Source organism: Gordonia sp. YY1, from assembly GCF_009872315.1.
Taxonomy (GTDB): Bacteria; Actinomycetota; Actinomycetes; order Mycobacteriales; family Mycobacteriaceae; genus Gordonia; species Gordonia amicalis.
The window spans coordinates 97749-116034 of sequence record NZ_WXYI01000007.1; the positions used below are offsets into that span (position 1 = coordinate 97749).

Annotated in this window: 15 protein-coding genes and 1 pseudogene; 7 read left to right on the top strand and 9 right to left on the bottom strand. The window is 68.4% G+C overall.

Translation table 11 applies throughout. The features are described 5' to 3' along the window. Nucleotides 1–7 precede the first annotated feature (7 nt). The 3 genes and pseudogenes from BPODLACK_RS11640 to BPODLACK_RS11650 all read right to left on the bottom strand — a co-directional run bounded on the left by BPODLACK_RS11640 (nt 8) and on the right by BPODLACK_RS11650 (nt 2726). On the bottom strand, nt 8–1240 hold the full coding sequence (locus tag BPODLACK_RS11640) for an acyl-CoA dehydrogenase family protein (protein WP_024498312.1): 1233 nt from the start codon (nt 1238–1240) through the stop codon (nt 8–10). 131 nt (nt 1241–1371) lie between these two features. Further along, nucleotides 1372–1807: pseudogene (locus BPODLACK_RS11645) on the bottom strand (AI-2E family transporter); the annotation flags it as partial. A gap of 148 nt (nt 1808–1955) precedes the next feature. Further along, the gene (locus BPODLACK_RS11650; RefSeq protein ID WP_159405348.1) at nt 1956–2726 is read right to left on the bottom strand and encodes an IclR family transcriptional regulator; all 771 of its coding nucleotides are present in this window, start codon (nt 2724–2726) and stop codon (nt 1956–1958) included. A gap of 149 nt (nt 2727–2875) precedes the next feature. On the opposite strand from BPODLACK_RS11650, the gene BPODLACK_RS11655 reads away from it, so the two are divergent. The 4 genes from BPODLACK_RS11655 (at nt 2876) to BPODLACK_RS11670 (ending at nt 7345) form a co-directional block, all read left to right on the top strand. Next, on the top strand, nt 2876–3691 hold the full coding sequence (locus tag BPODLACK_RS11655) for a 2-keto-4-pentenoate hydratase (RefSeq protein WP_159405349.1): 816 nt from the start codon (nt 2876–2878) through the stop codon (nt 3689–3691). A 27-nt stretch (nt 3692–3718) separates the two neighbouring features. Beyond that, entirely contained in the window at nt 3719–4681 is a 963-nt protein-coding gene (locus BPODLACK_RS11660) for an acetaldehyde dehydrogenase (acetylating) (protein WP_159405350.1), read from the top strand. Then, nucleotides 4678–5709: a 4-hydroxy-2-oxovalerate aldolase gene (dmpG, locus tag BPODLACK_RS11665; protein ID WP_159405351.1), complete on the top strand. Its 1032-nt coding sequence runs from the start codon at nt 4678–4680 to the stop codon at nt 5707–5709. Before BPODLACK_RS11660 ends, dmpG begins: the two co-directional genes overlap by 4 nt. A 247-nt stretch (nt 5710–5956) precedes the next feature. Next, on the top strand, nt 5957–7345 hold the full coding sequence (locus BPODLACK_RS11670) for an IS1380 family transposase (RefSeq protein ID WP_159405352.1): 1389 nt from the start codon (nt 5957–5959) through the stop codon (nt 7343–7345). 237 nt (nt 7346–7582) lie between these two features. On the opposite strand, the gene BPODLACK_RS11675 is transcribed toward BPODLACK_RS11670, so the two are convergent. Beyond that, nucleotides 7583–9982, bottom strand: a complete 2400-nt coding sequence (locus BPODLACK_RS11675) for an acetyl-CoA acetyltransferase (protein WP_159405353.1) — start codon at nt 9980–9982, stop codon at nt 7583–7585. A 195-nt stretch (nt 9983–10177) separates the two neighbouring features. On the opposite strand from BPODLACK_RS11675, the gene BPODLACK_RS11680 reads away from it, so the two are divergent. Then, on the top strand, nt 10178–11407 hold the full coding sequence (locus tag BPODLACK_RS11680) for an acyl-CoA dehydrogenase family protein (protein ID WP_159405354.1): 1230 nt from the start codon (nt 10178–10180) through the stop codon (nt 11405–11407). Nucleotides 11408–11424: 17 nt separating this feature from the next. Then, entirely contained in the window at nt 11425–12729 is a 1305-nt protein-coding gene (locus BPODLACK_RS11685) for a WS/DGAT domain-containing protein (protein WP_159405355.1), read from the top strand. A gap of 317 nt (nt 12730–13046) precedes the next feature. Here BPODLACK_RS11685 and BPODLACK_RS11690 read toward each other — a convergent pair whose 3' ends face one another. Both BPODLACK_RS11690 and BPODLACK_RS11695 read right to left on the bottom strand, forming a co-directional pair. Continuing rightward, on the bottom strand, nt 13047–13964 hold the full coding sequence (locus BPODLACK_RS11690) for a hypothetical protein (protein WP_024499030.1): 918 nt from the start codon (nt 13962–13964) through the stop codon (nt 13047–13049). Nucleotides 13965–14045: 81 nt separating this feature from the next. Further along, the gene (locus tag BPODLACK_RS11695; RefSeq protein ID WP_024499029.1) at nt 14046–14618 is read right to left on the bottom strand and encodes an HhH-GPD-type base excision DNA repair protein; all 573 of its coding nucleotides are present in this window, start codon (nt 14616–14618) and stop codon (nt 14046–14048) included. Nucleotides 14619–14736: 118 nt separating this feature from the next. Between BPODLACK_RS11695 and BPODLACK_RS11700 the strand changes: the two genes are divergently transcribed. Continuing rightward, entirely contained in the window at nt 14737–15189 is a 453-nt protein-coding gene (locus BPODLACK_RS11700) for a hypothetical protein (protein ID WP_159405401.1), read from the top strand. A gap of 18 nt (nt 15190–15207) precedes the next feature. Here BPODLACK_RS11700 and BPODLACK_RS11705 read toward each other — a convergent pair whose 3' ends face one another. From BPODLACK_RS11705 to BPODLACK_RS11715, 3 genes are read right to left on the bottom strand one after another with little or no spacing between them, the layout of a single operon-like run. Then, nucleotides 15208–15897, bottom strand: coding sequence for a lysoplasmalogenase (locus tag BPODLACK_RS11705; RefSeq protein ID WP_159405402.1), 690 nt, complete (start codon nt 15895–15897; stop codon nt 15208–15210). Nucleotides 15898–15904: 7 nt separating this feature from the next. Further along, nucleotides 15905–17176 (bottom strand): lipase family protein, encoded by a 1272-nt coding sequence (locus BPODLACK_RS11710; protein WP_159405356.1) that lies wholly within the window; start codon nt 17174–17176, stop codon nt 15905–15907. A 56-nt stretch (nt 17177–17232) separates the two neighbouring features. Further along, nucleotides 17233–18132, bottom strand: a complete 900-nt coding sequence (locus BPODLACK_RS11715; RefSeq protein WP_159405357.1) for a hypothetical protein — start codon at nt 18130–18132, stop codon at nt 17233–17235. Between the last annotated feature and the right edge of the window lie 154 nt (nt 18133–18286).

Here is an 18286-nt window from a genome sequence, read left to right on the forward strand (position 1 = left end):
TGACCCGTCAGAGACCCAGAGCCGCTTTGGCGAGGATGTTTCGTTGAATTTCGTTGCTACCCGCGTAGATCGAGCCGGCGCGGTCGTTGAAGTAGTGCAGCGGAGCGACGGCCTGCCAGGGCTCACCGCTGACGTAGCCGTCGGTGGGCGGCGTGTACTGGAAGATCGGACCACCGGGGCGGGTCGCATGCGGTTGGAAGACGCGGCCGTGCGGACCCGCGGCCTCGAGCGCCAGGGTGGTGATCTCCTGGCTCAGTTCGGTTCCCAGGATCTTCAGCATCGACGCGATCGAGCCGGGGTCCTTGCCCGACGTCATCGCGGCGAGCGCACGATACTCGAGGACCTCGAGGATCTTCGCACGAACCTGGAGGTCGGTGAGCTTGGCCGCGAACGCCGGATTCTCCGACAGCGGGCCACCGTCGGGTGCGATCACCGTTGCTGCGTCACGACCGAGCTGCTCGGCCATGACCTGCAGCGCCGGGGCAGCCGCGCCGCCGCCGCGCTCGAAGACGAGGAGGTACTTGGCGACGGTCCAGCCGTCGTCGATCTTGCCGAGCACGTTCTTCTTGGGGACGCGCACGCCGTCGAAGAACACCTGCGCCTGGACCTGCTCGCCGGAGGCGAAGACGAGGTTCTGGACCTCGATGCCGGGGGAGTTCATGTCGATGAGCAGGAAGGTGATGCCCTGCTGCTTGCGCTCCTGGCGCGAGGTGCGGACCAGGCAGAAGATCCAGTTGGCTTCCGAGGCGTGGGTGGTCCAGATCTTGGAGCCGGTGACGACGAGGTCGTCACCGTCGTCGACCGCGGCCATCGACAGCGACGCGAGGTCGGAGCCGGACTCGGGCTCGGAGTAGCCCTGGCAGAAGAAGACGCTGCCGTCGAGGATGCCGGGCAGGAAGAAGTTCTTCTGCTCCTCGGTACCGAAGGCCATGATCGCGTGGGAGACCATGCGGATGCCCATAGGCGACAGCGACGGTGCGCCGGCCAGGATCGACTCGCGGCTGAAGATGTAGTGCTGCGACTGCGACCAGTCGCAGCCGCCGTACTCCACCGGCCACGCCGGCGCGGCCCAACCGCGCTCGTGCAGGATGGCCTGCCACGTCATCGAGGCCTCGTGGTCGGAGTAGACCGACGTGCGCAGCGTGCCCGCCGCCCGCAGGTCGGGGGTCAGCTTCTCGTCGAGGAACGCCCGTACCTCGTCGCGGAACGCGGCGTCGGCCGGAGACCAGTTCATGTCCATGAGCGGTGCGCAACCTATCTGTAAACGGTTGTGGTCAGATTGGGGTCGAATGGCAATCTACCGAATGTTCGCTCCGGAGCGTAGCCCGGCTCACGATTCGCTTTCCAGTGTGACGTCCGGGGGGTCGTCCTGACCTGGTCCTGGCTCACGCCGTGGCTCGTCAGGAAGTCCTGGTAGCTCGTGATGATCTCGACGAACTCCTCGTCGTGGTCCGGCAGAATCGTCGCGAGCCGGGCCACTGAGAACACCAGCGTCGCGAACAGTCCGATCAGGATGCCGTAGACGAGCCGGACCGTCGTCAGGAACGCCGCCCAGCCGGGAAAGCCCTTGGTGCGCAACCATCTCGGCACCGGCTGAACGGCCACGGTCAGCATCAGCGCCAGGAACGTCGGCGCGGCGAACGACGAGACCGCCTTGATCCCGCCGGCCGCGACGACCAGGCCGGCGATCGTGATCAGAACAATGGTGCCGCGGGGGGAGGGTCCAGGCGGGCGGGTCGGTGCGGTAAGACGGTGTCTCGGGCGCGCGCGTGGTGGCTCTGGAGCGGTTCGTGCTCCGACGTGCCATACTGTCGCCTCACTCTCTCCTCCGACGCGGCATCGTGCACGGTGTGCACGACCGTCATCCAGTGTTCAGTACGACGAACTGCGGCGGAGCGCTTTCCGGGGACGACTCTGCGCCCGGTGGACCTGCGGTCGGGGCCGTCGGCGGGGTCTCACCCGTCGATGATGTGGGCGCGTCGTGCCAGCGTCGAACTGGCACCCGCCGCGGCGGCGCGAACCGCGGTCGCGTGGGCCCGGGGCTGGAATCGGTGTACCGGGCCGGTGACGCTGATCGCGGCGAGCGGGGCATCGTCTGCGTCGACGATCGGGGCGGCCACACACACGAGGCCCAGGGTCGACTCCTCGAACTCGAAGGAGATCCCGTCCTCGGCGATCTGGGAGAGCTGTGCACGTAGCAGCCCGGGGGCGACGATGGTGTGGGGTGTGCGCCGGCGCAGTGGGCGAAGGAGCTGGTCGGCGATGACGGAATCCGGCGAGCTCGCCAGGAGCGCCTTGCCGATGGCTGTGCAGTACAACGGCATTCGACCACCGAGCCGCGACGGTGTGTCGGCCTGCCGGTGCCCGCCGATCTTCGCGACATAGACGACCTCGCGGTCCTCGAGGATGCCGAGATGGACGGTTTCGCCGGTGCGGACGTAGAGGTCCTGCATGAAGGGGGTTGCGACCTCGATCAGTCCTCGCTCGGGGGACGCGCGCATGCCGAGCTCGAACAGTCCGCTGCCGAGCGCGTATCCGCCCGCGGTGCGGGTGAGGAGACGAGCGGCGACGAGCTGACCGGCGAGCCGGTGCACCGTCGTCTTGGGGAGGGCGGTGCGTTCCGCGAGTTCGGCCAGCGTGACCTGTCTGTCGTTGGAGTCGAAGGCCTGGAGCATGGTGATCGCCTTTCCCAGCACGCTCGAACGATCGAGTTGTTCCTCGCTCATCTGCGACCTCCTGGGCTTGTATAGGACCCTCATCGCGTTCCGCTCATCGGAACGCGATGCTCGACCCAGGGTATAGCGGCGCCCCACGATGGTCAGGAGCCGCCCGAGGAGATCGCGGCCGACGACCGAACCGACAGCAGAGGCAACACATGAGTTCCCCGGCCCCCGCCGATCCCGCTCCCTCCGATCCCGACGCCGCGATCCCCGCTGCGGCACAACGACTCAGCCGGGCGCTGGCGCAACGCCGGCCGTGTGCTCCGATCCGGGATCTCATCGCGGCCGACGACATCGAGTCGGCGTACCGAGTCCAGATGCTGTTCAACGCCGACCGGACCGCCGCGGTGGTCGGCCGCAAGATCGGGGCCACCTCGGCGGCCGTGCAGACCCAGCTCGGCGTCGACCAGCCCGACTTCGGAGTGCTGTTCGCCGACATGGCCTTCGGTGACGGCGAGACGATCCCGATGGGGACACTGCTGCAGCCCAAGGCCGAGGCAGAGGTCGCGTTCATGCTGAAGAGCGACCTGGCAGACGGCGACCTCGACGTCGAGCAGTGCCGTGCCGCCATCGAGTACGCGGCACCGGCCCTGGAGATCGTCGACAGCCGGATCACCAACTGGGACATCACTTTCGCCGACACCGTCGCCGACAACGCATCCGCCGGCGTGTACGTGGTCGGTGCCGCGCGTCGCACCCTGGACGAGTACTCACCGGTCGATTCGACGATGAACATGACGATCGACGGCGAGGTCGTCTCGGAAGGCGACGGGGCCGCGTGTCTCGGGGATCCGCTCAATGCCGTCGCGTGGCTCGCGCGTCGTGCGCGTCAGTTCGGGGAGCCGCTGCGTGCGGGTCAGCTGATCCTGTCGGGAGCGCTGGGACCCATGCGGCCGATCGCCGCCGGCTCCACGGTGACCGCGGAGATCAGCGAACTCGGCTCGGTGACCGCACATTTCACGTCCAGCTGACACTTTCCACATCCAAGGAGAACAACCATGACAACAGAGACGCCACGAACCAAGGTGGCGATCATCGGCTCGGGCAACATCGGCACCGACCTGATGACCAAGGTGCTGCAGCAGTCGCAGTATCTGGAGATGGGGGCGATGGTCGGGATCGACCCCGACTCCGACGGCCTCGCCCGGGCGCGCGCGAAAGGCGTGCCCACGACGCACGAAGGCGTCGAAGGCCTCACGCGCATGGACGGTTTCGATGAGATCGAGATCGTCTTCGACGCCACCTCGGCCAAGGCCCACATCGCCAACGATGCCCTGCTCCGTCCGCTGGGCAAGCGGATGATCGACCTGACACCCGCGGCCATCGGCCCGTTCGTCGTGCCCGCGGTCAACCTCGCCGAGCACATCGACGCGGAGAACGTGAACATGGTGACCTGTGGTGGTCAGGCCACCATCCCCATCGTCGCGGCCGTGTCGCGGGTCGCTCCCGTCGCCTACGCCGAGATCGTCGCCTCCATCTCGTCGCGTTCGGCCGGGCCGGGTACCCGGGCGAACATCGACGAGTTCACCGAGACCACGTCCAAGGCGATCTGCTCGGTCGGGGGCGCGCAGCGCGGCAAGGCGGTCATCATCCTCAACCCCGCCGAGCCCCCACTGATCATGCGCGACACCGTGTTCTGCCTCGTCGACGCGCCCGATGAGGGCACGCACGAGGAGATCCGGTCCTCGATCGAGAAGATGATCGGCGACGTCGCCGCCTACGTTCCCGGGTACCGCCTCAAGCAGGAGATCCAGATCGCCGCGATCCCGGCCGATCAGCCTGTCCACACTCTGCTCGCAGACGGCACCGAGATCACCCCGACCCACCAGGTGTCGGTGTTCCTCGAGGTCGAGGGCGCCGCTCACTACCTGCCCGCCTACGCAGGAAACCTCGACATCATGACCTCCGCCGGCCTGCAGGTCGCCGAGCGGATCGCACAGCAGAAGGACAGCGCACGATGACCGAGAACACCAAGATCTTCGTCCAGGACGTGACCCTGCGCGACGGCATGCACGCCGTCCGTCATCGCATCACCCCGGAGAACGTCGGCCGGATCGTGCGTGCCCTCGACGCGGCCGGCGTCGACGCCATCGAGGTCGCCCACGGTGACGGTCTTGCCGGCGGCTCGGTCAACTACGGCCCGGGCAGCAACACCGACTGGGAGTGGATCGAGGCGGCCGCCGCCAACATCACCAACGCCCGGCTGACCACCCTGCTGCTGCCAGGCGTGGGCACCATCGAGGAACTGCAGCATGCCTACGACCTGGGGGTGCGGTCGGTGCGGGTGGCGACCCACTGCACCGAGGCCGACGTCTCGGCCCAACACATCGCGAAGGCCCGCGAGATCGGCATGGACGTCTCGGGGTTCCTGATGATGAGCCACATGGCCGAGCCCGCGACGCTGGCCGAGCAGGCCAAGCTCATGGAGAGCTACGGCGCACACTGCGTGTACGTCACCGACTCGGGTGGCCGCTTGACGATGGACGGCGTGCGCGACCGTGTCCGCGCCTACCGGGACGTCCTCGACCCGGGCACCGAGATCGGCATCCACGCGCACGAGAATCTGTCACTCTCCGTGGCCAACTCGGTCGTCGCGGTGGAGAACGGGGTCTATCGCGTCGACGCATCGCTCGCCGGACACGGTGCCGGGGCCGGCAACACTCCGATCGAGGCATTCATCGCCGTCGCGAACATCAAGGGTATGCAGCACGGCTGCGATCTGTTCGCCCTGCAGGACGCCGCCGACGACATCGTCCGCCCGCTCCAGGACCGTCCGGTGCGCGTCGACCGCGAGACGCTGACCCTCGGCTATGCGGGCGTGTACTCGAGCTTCCTGCGACATGCCGAGGCGGCCAGTGCCCGCTACGGCATCGACGTCCGCACCATCCTGCTCGAGGCGGGTGAGCGCAAGCTGGTCGGCGGTCAGGAGGACATGATCGTCGACATCGCCCTGGATCTCGCTGCGGCGCAGACCGCCCAGGCCGGCTGAGTTCGCCTTCTCGCAGCTGAGGTTTGGAGCGAGCACGCCCCCTCGCTCCCTGAGGTGCGAGGAGCGATAGCGACGAGCCTCGAAGGGCTGGTGACATGACTCGCCAGCCCTTCGAGGCTCGCTGCGCTCGCACCTCAGCCTGGATCCGTGGAGGCGCGTGGGGTGTCGGTGACATAAAAATGCCCTCTGAGCTGGGATGATTGGTGGTGTTGAGACACAAAACATCCCAGCTCAGAAGGCACTTTCAGTGAAAGTATCACACAGCTTCTCGGCCACGTCCGCACTCTTTGACGACGACAATCTCGTGTCGCATGCCGGGCTGGTGCCGGTGATGGAATTGGCGCGCTCGACCGGGGTGGCCGCGCTGCTGGCCGAGCGGGTCGATCTGGGCACCACCCGGGTCGCCTCAGCCGGAGCCAACCTGGAGGCGAAACTGCTGACCGTGATCGCCGGGTTGTGTTGCGGCGCAGACAGTATCGATGACCTCGGCATCGTCCGGGCCGGTGGGCACACCCGCCTGTTCGACCGCGTGTACGCCCCGGCCACGATCGGACAAACCCTGCGTGAGTTCACCCCCGGACATGCCCGACAACTCAACGCCGTGATGACCCGCTCACTGCCGGCGATGTGCTCCCGGGCAGGGTTGTTGCCTACTAACGGTGCCCGAGTGTTTGTCGATATCGATTCCCTGCTGCGTCCGGTCTATGGCTACCAGAAGACCGGCGCCTCTTACGGACACGCCAAGATCGCCGGACGTGAACTGCTTCGTCGGGGTCTGTCGCCGCTGATCGCCACCCTCAGCGCACCCGAGCACCCACCGGTGATCGCCAACGCCTGGCTGCGCGCCGGCCGCGCCGCCTCCGGCGCCGGGGCAGCAACGATGATCGCGCAAACCATCGCCACCGCCCGGCGTTGCGGAGCCGCCGGTGAGATCACCGTGCGCGCTGATGCGGCCTACGGATCGGCCGAAGTGATGGCTACCTGCCAACGTGCGGGAGCCACGTTCTCGCTGGTCCTGCGGACCAACACCGCGATCACCCGCGCGATCTCAGCCATCGACGACGATGCCTGGGCCCCGGTGCACTATCCCGGGGCTCTCACCGACCCCGACACCGGCGCGTTGATCTCTGATGCCGAAGTCGCCGAGACCACCTACACGGTCAAACCACTCTCGCCACAACCGATCACCGCCCGACTCATCGTGCGGCGAGTCAAAGCACACCACCCCGCCGACACCGACACCCTGATGCCGGCATGGCGATATCACTCGTTTTTCACCAACACCACCGACGACACCATCACCGCCGACATCAATCACCGCGCCCACGCCGTCATCGAGACCGTGTTCGCCGACCTCATCGACGGACCACTGGCACATCTACCCTCCGGCGTGTTCGGTGCCAACGCCGCCTGGCTGGCCCTGACCGCCATCAGCCACAACCTCATGCGCACCCTTGCCGCGCTCAGCGCCGCCCCCCGATTGCGGGCCGCGCGCGGGGCAACACTACGACGCACCCTCATCGCCGTGCCCGCCCGACTGGCCCGACCAGCACGAACACCCATCCTGCACCTACCCCGACACTGGCCATCACAACACGCATTCACCACCCTGTGGACCGCGGTGAACACCACCTGAGCCCAGCACACCCAACCCGTCCACCCACGACCAGGAACCCCAGTGAAGAAGCTGACCCAAGATCAGCGAATACCCCACGCCCACAACACGATCAACTACTCACCCGCCCCCGACTACAACTCCAAGCAACCCCTCCACGGATCCAGGCTCAGGGAGCGGACGGGGTCCGCTGCGCTCGCACCTCAGGGAGCGGACGGGGTCCGCTGCGCTCGCACCTCAGGGAGCGATGGCGTTGTGTCAGCGGCCCTTCCACTCCGGGGTCCGCTTCATCACGAACGCCATGATGCCCTCGAGGGTGTCGCCGCTGACGATCAGTGAGTCGAGCACATTGGTGCTTGCCCGCACGGCCTCGACGGTGTCGGTGATCGCATCCGACTGCTCCATCGTCGCGATCGACGCCCGCACCGACGTCGGCGACGCGGCGAGGATCTCCTCGGCCACCCCGCGCGCGGTCTCGAGAACCTTTCCGGCGGGGGCGATCCGGCTCACCAGGCCGGCGGCGGCGGCCTCGGCGGCCGAGATCCGGCGACCGGTCAGGATCATGTCGCGGGCGAGCGCGGGTGGGATCATCCGCGGCAGACGGACCAGACCGCCTGCGGCAGCTGCCAACCCGACCTTCACCTCGGGCAGCCCGAACGAGGCCTCCTCGTCGGCGACGATGATGTGGCAGGCCATCGCGATCTCACAACCGCCGCCGAGTGCGAAGCCGTTGACCGCGGCGATCACCGGCTTGGGCAGGTTCGCGCGTGCGGTGAGACCGGCGAATCCGTTCTTGGGCACCGACAGCGCGGCCGGGCTCGCCGTCGCGGCGAGGTCGTTACCGGCCGAGAAAGCCTTGCCGCCCTTGCCCGTCAGGATCGCGACCCAGAGGTCGTCGTCGGCGAAGTAGGCGTCGAAGACGGAGTCGAGTTCGGCGTTCGCGGCCGGGTTGAGCGCGTTGCGCGCGTCGGGCCGGTTGATGGTCACCTCGAGCAGGTGTCCGTCACGACGGATCTCGATGTGTTCGTAGCTGTCCCGGAAGGCCGGCGCGACCGCGGGGTACTTGGCGTTCATCGCGGCCTCGGTCAGCTTGACCCGGTTGCCCTTGTCGAAGGAGCGCACCACGATCTTCGTGCCCGCGGGATCGTCAGATGTCAACAGGTGATCGAAGAACTCGTCGTCGTCGGAGTCGAGATTGGCGACGAACCGCGCGCCGAGGCGGTCCGGTGCGGCGTCGTCGATGAGTCGGCCGATCACGACGCCGGTCCGCTTGCCGCTCTTGCTCGGGATGACCGTGTAGGTCTCGAGGATCGCCGGTCCGTCGGCGTCGCCGACCGTGGGCACCGTGGGCACGGCGTCGAGCCGGGCCTGGACCTGTGCGCTGTTGTCGGCGCGCCACGGCGCCGGCGACGTCGAGTAGACACCGGCCGCGTGCTTGCTGAGTACACCGCCGTTGGCGATGACGAGTCCGAAGTCGCCGGGGGATTGCCGTACCCGCGTGACGATCTCGGCGATCGCGTGCAGCGAGTAGTTGTTGCCGGGGCCGCCGAAGAACGGCAGGCCGCCGGTCACGGTGAGACCGCGCGGGTCGTCGGGCGAGAGGCCGAGGCCGTCGAGGATGTTGAAGACCGCGATAGGGAAGCAGCTGTAGATGTCGATGACCGAGATGTCGTCGAGGCCCACCTCGGCGACCTCGAGCGCGTGCTTCACCGCAGCGGGAGCGGCCGGGGCGGCGCCGAGGTCGGGGCGGTCCAGCGACGTGCGCTCGACGGTCTCGGCGTGACCGTGAAGGAACACCCACTTCGACGGGTCGATGCCCGCGGCCTGTGCGGCCCGGATCGACATGACGACGACGGCGGCGGCCTGGTTCACCTGGTCGCGGGCGACGATGTAGCGCGTGAACGGATCGGCGACCACCCGGTTCCCGTCGGTCGCGGTCACCAGTTCGGCGGCGTCGCGCTCGGTCGGGGCGGCCGAATGCGGGTTGGCCGCGGCGACCTTCGTGAACGGAGCGAACAGTTCGCCCATCGCGGCGGCGTACGCCTCGCGGTCCAGGCCGGTGTTATGGCGGCGTGCGTTCTCCAGCAGCGCGTACTGCGGGATCACCGACGCGAGACCATGGCGCATCTCGGCGACGGTGATGATGCCCTTGAGGCCGAAGCCGCGGTCCTCGAGCTGTCCGCCGACCTCCTCGGCGAAGCTCGGGCGCTCGTTGTCCGGCTTGGATTGCAGATGCCGCACGGTCGACATGACCTCGGCGCCGAAGATGACGGCGGCCTCGGAGTCGCCCGCCGCGATGACGCCGGCGAGCTCGGTGAGCATCGTCTGCGGGGTCTGCCCGCCGGTGACGGCCTGCACGGCGCGACGCGGGTCGGCGCCGACGCGCTTGGCGACGGCGCGCGGCATGTTGTCCGGCCGGCCCAGCGGCGAGGAGGACAGGGGACTGGAGATCTCGAACGAGCGGATCGCGGCGATCGTGTCGATGGACGAGGCCAGGTCGGACGCGCCGGCGTCGTCGAAGGCGGCGACGACGGCGCGCGCCGCGAGGTCCGCTTCACCCAGCGCCTCGTACCCGGGATCGGTCAAACGCTCGGAAGCCTGGCCGACACCGACGACGACGGGGGTGTTCGGATCGAGATCAGCGATCGAGATTGGCATACGCACACAATGGCACAAACGCGTGATGGGCGTCTCAACGTGGTCCGGCATCGGCCATACCTGCGGGTTCGGTACCCAGTCTGCCGCGGCATCGAGTGCTGGGGAACGTTGCGTTCACCGCGGTTTCAATCGTGGCGGAGGTGGCGGGAGCCGACGACACTATCGGCCGACAAGTCTGTATCGAAAGGACGTTTGATGACCGCAACCGTGCCCGCAAGCACGTCGGCCGCCGGCACCACCGACGAGCGGCTCGACGAGGTGTTCGCCCCGATCTTCGCGCGTATCGCAGAAGGCGCGGTGGCTCGTGAAGACGATCGGCGACTCGCACACGACGAGGTGTCGTGGCTGCGTGAGGCCAAGTTCGGCGCGCTGCGCGTGCCGGTCGAGCTCGGCGGATACGGTGCCTCGGTGCGCCAGCTGTTCCGGCTGCTCATCGACCTGGCCACGGCAGAGTCGAATCTCCCGCAGGCGTTGCGCGTGCACTGGTCGTTCGTCGAGGATCAGCTCACCGCGCTGCCCGATCCCGAGGCCGAGCGCTGGCTGCGCAAGGTCGCCGAGGGCACGCTCGTCGGCAACGCCATCACCGAGCCCGGTGTCGGAGCCATCGACCGCTACCAGACCCGGCTGAGCCGCGACCCGGACAACTCCGACGGCAATGCCTGGCGCCTCGACGGCACCAAGTACTACAGCACCGGCAGCCTGTACTCCGACCACATCCTCGTCGCTGCGGACCAGGACGGCGAGCGCGTGTCGGTGCTCGTCGACGCCGACGCCGAGGGCGTCACCCAGCACGACGACTGGGACGGGTTCGGCCAGCGGCTGACCGCCAGCGGCACCACCGAGTTCAGCGGCGTGCAGGTGTCGGGCGATCGCATCCTCGGCCCGGGCTACGGCGTCGAGGGCCGCACCTACGCCACCTCCTACCTGCAGCTCGTGCAACTGTCGGTGCTGGCCGGTATCGCGCAGCGTGCCACCGACGACGTGAGCGAGTGGGTTCGGGAGCGCACGCGCACCTTCACCCACTCGACCGCCGACCTGCCCCGCCACGACCCGCTGGTGCAGCAGGTCATCGGCCGGCTGACGGCGGCCGCCTACTCGGCGCGCACCATTGTCCTGGACATCGCCGATCAGCTCGACCGTCTCGCCGAGACCGCCTGGCAGGACGAGGAGCTGCTCGACAAGGTCGAGTTCGACGTTGCCCGTGCCCAGGCGACCGTCATCCCGCTGGTGCTCGACGCGACCACCCAGCTGTTCGAGGTCGGCGGCGCCTCGATCACCTCCGAGCGGCTGCGCCTCGACCGACACTGGCGCAACGCGCGGGTGATCTCGGTCCACAACCCGCTGATCTTCAAACTGCAGGCCATCGGTGACCACGTCCTCAACGGCACCGAGCTGCCCTACGCGTGGAGTGCCGGCCAGAAGTAGGCGGCTACGCTGGCCCCATGCAGCGGATGGCGGCGGCGGACGCCGCGTCGTACTGGATGTCCGAGCGCATCGCCAACGACCAGTTCCTGCTGTATGGCTTTGCCACACCGTCGATTTCGCTTGACGAGTGCGCCCGGCGACTGCTGGCGCGGGCGCGGCACGTCGACGATCTCTGCCTACGGATCCACGACGTTCCCGCCACCGCCGACCGGCCGTACTGGGTCTCGGCCGAACCCACACCTGACCAGGTCCGCGTCGACACCACGACGCGGACCTGGTCGTCGTGTCTGGACACCGTCGGCGCGCTCGTTGCCGACCAGCTGGCGCCGTCCCGCGCGGCCTGGCGACTGCACCTGTTCGGTCCGGTGGCCGGTCTGCCGGCCGGCGATGGACATCCGGTCACGGGAGTCGTCGTGGTACTCCAGATCTCCCACGCGCTCGGGGACGGACGTCGGGCGTCGCAGATCGCGCGGGACCTCTTCGACGCCCCGTACCTCGAGAGCGTCGCCGGCGGTGGTGGCGTCCCCGGGCTCATCCGTGACGTCGGAACGCTCGCGCTGGGCGCGTTGCGGTTTCCGGCTGAGTTCGTCTCGACGATCCGACGCGGAATACAGGTCGCGCAGGTTGGGGGACAGGCGAATCCGGGGAGGCCGGGGTATCCGCTGACGACGCTGAACCGCAATCCCGGGTCGCGGCGGCTCCTGCGCGTCGTCGTGCTCGACCGCGAGCGTCTCACCGCGTCCGGGTCTCCGGTCACGGTGGCGGTGTTGGTCGCGATCTCCCAGGCGCTACCGAGATATCTCGGCGACGGTTGTGAACGTCTCGGTGTGGAACTCACCGTCGGACGATCCGACAAATCGAAGACGCGCAACAATTTTCGCAATGTGGGGATCGATCTGCACCTCGAAGCCGACGAACCGAATGAACGTGCGCGACTCATCCGCGATGAGATCGACGCCGCCCGTGCGGCCGATACCGATCCGGCACGAGTCGCGCAGCGGCGGGTCTCAGAAGCAACGCCGGCGATCCTCGCACACTGGGGCATCCGGGCCGTCGACCTCGACACCCGGCCGGAGACGGTCACCGGTGTCACCGTGGTGTCCTCGGTTGATCGGGGTGCCGCCGACGTCGATCTCGATGGCGGAGAGATCCTGTTCACCACCGGCTTTCCCGCGCTGTCGCCGGTGCAGGGACTCACACACGGAGTGCACGGCATCGGCGACCGCATCGCGGTGTCGGTGACCACCAGCCCGGAGATCATGCCCGATGTCGACCGGTACATGGATTTGCTGCGGGCTGGTTTCGTCGCGCCTCGTCGCTAGGGTCCTCGAGCGACCGTCTCTCCTATGTCGAGCGGCGGTGCACCGTTCTGACACAACCGGTGGGTGGGTGGAGGTCGTTTCGATACGCCTCGTCGCAAGCTCCTCGGCTACTCAACGAGCGGTGGGGACGCCTCGTCGCAAGCTCCTCGGCTACTCAACGAGCGGTGGGGACGCCTCGTCGCAAGCTCCTCGGCTACTCAACGAGCGGTGGGGACGCCTCGCTTCGCTCGGTGTCGGCTCAGCCGGCATTGGGTTGCGTGGTGTGGAAGTTTCGTGCGTCGGCTCGTGCCTACTCAACGAGCAGTGGGGACTGGCTCTCAGGCGTTCGGGCGGCCGTTGGTGTCCGCGGGGGAGGCGTCGCTGTTGCCGCCGGAGCCCTTGGGGCCGCGGGTGAGTCGCTTGGGCAGTCGCTCGGCGAGACCGCCGAGGGGTGCCACCGTCTGATTCAGCAGGTCGACGGTCTCGGCGAGTTCGTGCACGGTGTCCTGCATGGCGATCAGGTTGGGTGCCAGCTGACCCATCACCTCGGTCAGCTCGGTGAACCGATCCAGCGGACCGCCCGGCGCAATGGCGCGCTCGACCGCGCCGCCCTCGCCGACGAGCTGGTCGAGGAGGCCCGCCTCTGCGGCGAAGCGGTCGAGGATGCCGCCCGGAGCGGTGACCTTCTCCAGCATGCCGTCGGGTGCGGTGAGTTTGTCGACGACGCCGCCCTCGGAGGTGAGACGTTCGAGGATGCCCTCGTTCTCGGTGAACTGGTCGACCACGCCGCCGGGGCGGGTGAGGCGATCGAGTGGCCCGTCCTTGGCGGTCAGGCGCATCAGGATGCCGCGGTCGTCGGCCATCTGGTCGAGGAGCCCGCCCTTGGCGGTGAGTCTCTCCAGCAGACCGTCGGGTGCGGTCAGCCGGTCGATGACCCCGCCGGGGTTGAGCAGACGTTCCAGGGGGCCGCCCGAGGCCAGGATGCGTCCGAAGGGCCGCTCCGGACCCAGCAGTTCGGACAGCTGGTTGAGGAGCGCGAGGGGGGTACGCGCCGCGTTGAGTTCGTCCTCGGCGCCGATCGCCAGGCTGATCTCGTGCTGAACACTGCCCGCGGTGATCCGTGCGATCGTCACCGCGGATTCGGCTGCGGCGAGGACCACTCCGGTCACCGTGAATCCCAGCCGGAGCGGCATCTCGAGGAGCAGACGAGTCGGATTGGTCCCGGGAGGTGCGCTTCGTTCGGGAAGAGACTCCATGGTTCCCGACACTAGGCCACCGGATCGCGATCGGGGGTGAAGGTCGGGTGATTCCCGGTCAGGTGACCCACCGCGAAGCCTCTACTCCTTCGCGGCCTTCGCGGCGGCCTTGGCCGCCTTCTTGAAGTCACGGACCTTCTGCAACGAGTCGGGGTCGACGACGTCGGCGACCGACCGGTATCCCTGCTTGCTGTAGTCGCCGGCGACCTTGGTCCAGCCGGAGGGCTTCACGTCGAGCTGTTTGGCGACGAGTGCGACGAAGATCTTCGCCTTCTGCTCCCCGAATCCGGGCAGCTCACGCAACCTCTTGATGAGGTCGGCGCCACTGCTCGCCTCGGTCCAGATCCGGGCGGCGTCACCGCCGTACTGTTCGGCGACGACCTTCGCCAATGCCTGCACACGTCCGGCCATCGAGCGGCCGTACCGGTGGATGGCCGGGGGAGTGGAGCACAGATCCGCGAAGGCCTCGGGGTCTGCGTCGGCGATCTCGACCGGGTCCATCGTCCCGAAGCGGTCACGGATCTTGGCCGGACCTGCGAAGGCCCGTTCCATCGGGAACTGCTGATCCAGCAACATCCCGACGAGCAGTGCGAACGAATCGGTCGAGAGCAGTTCGTCGGCCGCGGGTTCCTGGGCGATCTGGATCTTCGGCATGGGAACGATTCTGGCAGACGCGGTGACCGCGCGGCTCTAGACTTCCCCCATGATCAGCGGGGAGAGCAGTTCGGGGCGATGGAGATCACGTGCGGGCATCGGGGCGGTGATCGTCGGCATGGTGGCGGCGCTGATCGGCGTCGCCGGGCCGGGGAGCGCGACGGCCATCCCCGATAACACCGAACCGAACTACGTCACGACGCTGGTCTGCGACAGCGTGAACCCGTGGCCGGCGGGGACGGTGAAGATCCGGGTCGACGTGTTCAACGACATCCGCTTCCCGGCCGACGGACTGCCCGGACCCGCGATCGCACTCATCGGCACCGACCGTGCGAAACCCGTTGCGCTGGAATACACCTACGACGTCACCGTGTCGTGGCGCAATCTGCGCACCGGACGCACCGGCACGGTCTTCGTGCCCGGTCGCGGCTTCACCGTCAAGTGGCAGGTGGACATCCATCCCGGACGCGGGCCCGTCGCGTTCACGATCAGGCAGAAGCTCGGCGCGATGGCCTTCAACCCGATGGTCAATCCGCAGTACTCGTCGTGCAGCGGGCGGGCGACGGCCTGAGCCGCCCGACCGCGGTGATCAGCGTCGGCGTAGGCGTTCGGCAAGACCGCCGATCAGCAGGTACTGCGCGGCGAAATAGCTGCCGAGCACCCAGGCCTCACCCGCCATCCGGAGACAAGGATCGGTGATCAGGTGACGGCGGTTGATGATGACCAGATCGGACAGCAGGAACGCGACACCGCCAATCCGTAGCCGCGGCTGCGGATCGGACATGGCGCTCGCCGTCGCCGACATCGTCGCGAGCGTGTTGCCGTAGGTGCCCAGCACCGGCAGCAGGGCCGGCCGATGACGGGCCAGGACGGCGGCCGATTCGCCGAGCAGGCCGACCCGGGGGAGGAGCTGCCGGGCCGACGGCCGAGCGCCTGCCCGCCACATCGTCGCGATGTAACTCAACTGGGCGCCGGCGAACAACGACGCCCCGAGGCGTAGATAGCGGTCCTTGGCGACCGGCTCGGTCTCGAACTCCTCGAGGAACATCAGCCGGTCGCCCGCCATCGAGAACGCCAGCGCGCCCGCCAATCCGGCGGTGTCGACGGCGTCGCGCCCCCCTGCCCCGGCGGCCACTCGTCCGGCGAGCAGTAGCATCGGCAGCGGTTTGGTCAGGGCCGCCGCCCGCCGGTGCCCCAGCGCGCCGGTGACCGTGGCGGCCGCCGTCGTCGCCGCGTAGGCCAGATCGAACAGCCGTCGGCCCGGAAGACGGCGACCCATCATCGACTCATTTCAGGATCTTGGCGATGAAGGCGCGGATGTCGTTGTCGGACAGCTTCGCCGACTGCGCACCGTCGAGGGTGAGGTAGGTGCGGGACTGCACCTGGCGATCGGCGCGAGCCTCGTTGAGGTACTTGAGCGACAGCGGTACGACGACCGATGTGTCCTGGAGCGACTGCGTCATGATCACCGGCTTGACGAAGCCGCGGCTGGGCAGCGCGGTGGCCTCGGTGAGCAGGTTGGTCAGCTCCTTGTTCCCCGACACCGGCTTGGCGAAGAGGGAACCCATCGCGAGACCGTCGACGTCCTTGCGGAACTCGGTGATGCACTCGTTGGCCGCCTTGGCCATCCATTTCTTGCCGGTGTCGGTGAGCAGCGCGTCGACGTCCAGTCCCGGGCGCGCGTTGCGGATCGCGCTCAGCGTGTAGAGCGCATCCGCGGCGAGTCCGGAGGGGATGCTCGCCGACGACGGCCCGAGATTGGCCAGGAGCGCACCGAATTCGGCCGGGATCGACGTCGCCGCCGCGCCCTTGAAGTTCAGCGAGTTACGCTGCTGCAGTTGCGGTGCGATGCGAGCCAGCGTGATCGCGGCCGCGGCACCCTGCCCCTCGCCGACGACCGCCCACGAGCGCGACAGGTTGTCGGAGACGTCGCGTGAGGCGCTGACCGCGTCGACGATGTTGCGGGCGGTGGCCTCGAGGTCGTAGTACTGCGGGGTCCCCGGTGTGCCGACGCCCGCGTAATCGGTGGAGACGACCGCGTAGCCACGGCCGAGCCACCGGCTCAGTTCGGTGGTGTCGTCCTTGATCGGACGCTCCGACGGGGCGCACTTGTCGGCGATGCCACGCGAGCCGTGGGCCCATGCGACCACCGGCCAGCCGCCGGCGGGTGCCCGCCCGGCGGGCACCATCAGCACGCCGGAGGACAGGTGGGCCTTGCCGTCGGCGCCGGTGCTCCAGTAGGTGAAGTCGTTGCCGGAGACGGCGCCGGCCACCATGCGGGCACGGGCGAGATCACGATTGGCGTGGACGGCACCCGGTGCCTGACCGGGGCCGCGGGTGTCGATCGTCCCGGCGTTGTCGTCGGCGGGGGCGCCCGTCTCCTCGTCGGCGGCGTCGGGCGTCGAGGTGCTGGTCGACGGTGTGGTCGTGGTCGGTTCCGCGACGGCCTCGGCGGCGACGCCGAAGGTGGTCAGGCCCATGGTGAGGGCTGCGGCGAGGGCGACCGTGCGGGCGATGGAGGCACTCCGAAGGGTCGACGAGATGCCGTGCGTGTTCATGTGTCGTCTATTCGTTCTGTGTGTGGGGGTGGGAGTGTCGTCGGTGAGTGGGGGTCTCACGCGTTGACGACGCCGACTGCCGGGAGGAACCAGCAGTTCTGCGCGCCGTTCTGCGCGGTGCCGAAGACGGCGGAGAGGATGGTGCCCTTGCCGGTCTTCACCGGGGCGAGACGCACACCCGAGAGCAGCGGCAGGGCGGCGAGTGTGGCCTGGTTGCTGACGGGCTCGAGATCGGCGAAGCCACCCTGCAGGGTGCTGGTGTTGAACCAGGCGACCTGCATGGTGCCGCCCTTGCCGGCCTTCGGGGAGGCGGGCACGAACGCGTACGCGGTCTCGCCGTTCTCCACCAGGTTCAGCTTGTCCGGGATCGAGACCCCCGGGAGCATGTCGAGCAGCGGCTTGAGCTGGGTGAGCGGATCGGTCTTCATCGGCCAGGGGCCCGCGACGGCGCCGGCGCCCGCGGTGACCAGACCCAGAGGGTTGTCGGCGGTGGGGGCGGTGCAGAACGGCGCGACGGACGGGGTCAGGGTCTGGATGCCCAGAGTCCTGAGCAGGGCAATCGGATCGGTGGCGGCCACCGGATGGGGAGCGGCGGCGGGAGCCGAGGCCGGCTGCGGCCGCGACGCGTCGAATGGCAGTGCGCCCGCGCGTCCGGAGATGTCCTGGACGGACAACTGGCCGGTACTGCCCAGGACCGCCTGCGCAGCCTGCACGGCCATCTGGTCCACGCCGGCCGACTTCAACAGACGGATTGCTCCGGCGAGTTCGGCGTCGAACGGGATGGAGTATGCGCTCAGCATGTTCGGCGGTAGCAGGGGGAGGGAGGGCGCGGCCGAGGCCGGCGCGGTCGTGGTGACCGCAGCAGCGGCCATCGCCACGCCCACGAGGCCCACACCGCAGCGCCGGATTCCGCGTCGCCCGACGAATGGACGTGTGAACCGAGACGTGATGGACATGGCACTCCTTCAAACAGCCGAACACCCCGCCACGTGTGGCGGGTGTGACAGATGGGATTCAAGTTAAAAGAGACCACGAGTGTGACGACCTGGGCAAGTCGCGAGTCCGAGCTGTGACATCCGCGCGATCGGTGAGATACCGACATTCCCGGCG

What these genes read in the sequence shown, in the direction of transcription:
- BPODLACK_RS11640 (WP_024498312.1), bottom strand. Translation starts at nt 1,240, where the DNA reads ATGGACATGAACTGGTCTCCGGCCGACGCCGCGTTCCGCGACGAGGTA.
- BPODLACK_RS11650 (WP_159405348.1), bottom strand. Translation starts at nt 2,726, where the DNA reads ATGAGCGAGGAACAACTCGATCGTTCGAGCGTGCTGGGAAAGGCGATC.
- BPODLACK_RS11655 (WP_159405349.1), top strand. Translation starts at nt 2,876, where the DNA reads ATGAGTTCCCCGGCCCCCGCCGATCCCGCTCCCTCCGATCCCGACGCC.
- BPODLACK_RS11660 (WP_159405350.1), top strand. Translation starts at nt 3,719, where the DNA reads ATGACAACAGAGACGCCACGAACCAAGGTGGCGATCATCGGCTCGGGC.
- dmpG (WP_159405351.1), top strand. Translation starts at nt 4,678, where the DNA reads ATGACCGAGAACACCAAGATCTTCGTCCAGGACGTGACCCTGCGCGAC.
- BPODLACK_RS11675 (WP_159405353.1), bottom strand. Translation starts at nt 9,982, where the DNA reads ATGCCAATCTCGATCGCTGATCTCGATCCGAACACCCCCGTCGTCGTC.
- BPODLACK_RS11680 (WP_159405354.1), top strand. Translation starts at nt 10,178, where the DNA reads ATGACCGCAACCGTGCCCGCAAGCACGTCGGCCGCCGGCACCACCGAC.
- BPODLACK_RS11685 (WP_159405355.1), top strand. Translation starts at nt 11,425, where the DNA reads ATGCAGCGGATGGCGGCGGCGGACGCCGCGTCGTACTGGATGTCCGAG.
- BPODLACK_RS11690 (WP_024499030.1), bottom strand. Translation starts at nt 13,964, where the DNA reads ATGGAGTCTCTTCCCGAACGAAGCGCACCTCCCGGGACCAATCCGACT.
- BPODLACK_RS11695 (WP_024499029.1), bottom strand. Translation starts at nt 14,618, where the DNA reads ATGCCGAAGATCCAGATCGCCCAGGAACCCGCGGCCGACGAACTGCTC.
- BPODLACK_RS11700 (WP_159405401.1), top strand. Translation starts at nt 14,737, where the DNA reads ATGGTGGCGGCGCTGATCGGCGTCGCCGGGCCGGGGAGCGCGACGGCC.
- BPODLACK_RS11705 (WP_159405402.1), bottom strand. Translation starts at nt 15,897, where the DNA reads ATGGGTCGCCGTCTTCCGGGCCGACGGCTGTTCGATCTGGCCTACGCG.
- BPODLACK_RS11710 (WP_159405356.1), bottom strand. Translation starts at nt 17,176, where the DNA reads ATGAACACGCACGGCATCTCGTCGACCCTTCGGAGTGCCTCCATCGCC.
- BPODLACK_RS11715 (WP_159405357.1), bottom strand. Translation starts at nt 18,132, where the DNA reads ATGTCCATCACGTCTCGGTTCACACGTCCATTCGTCGGGCGACGCGGA.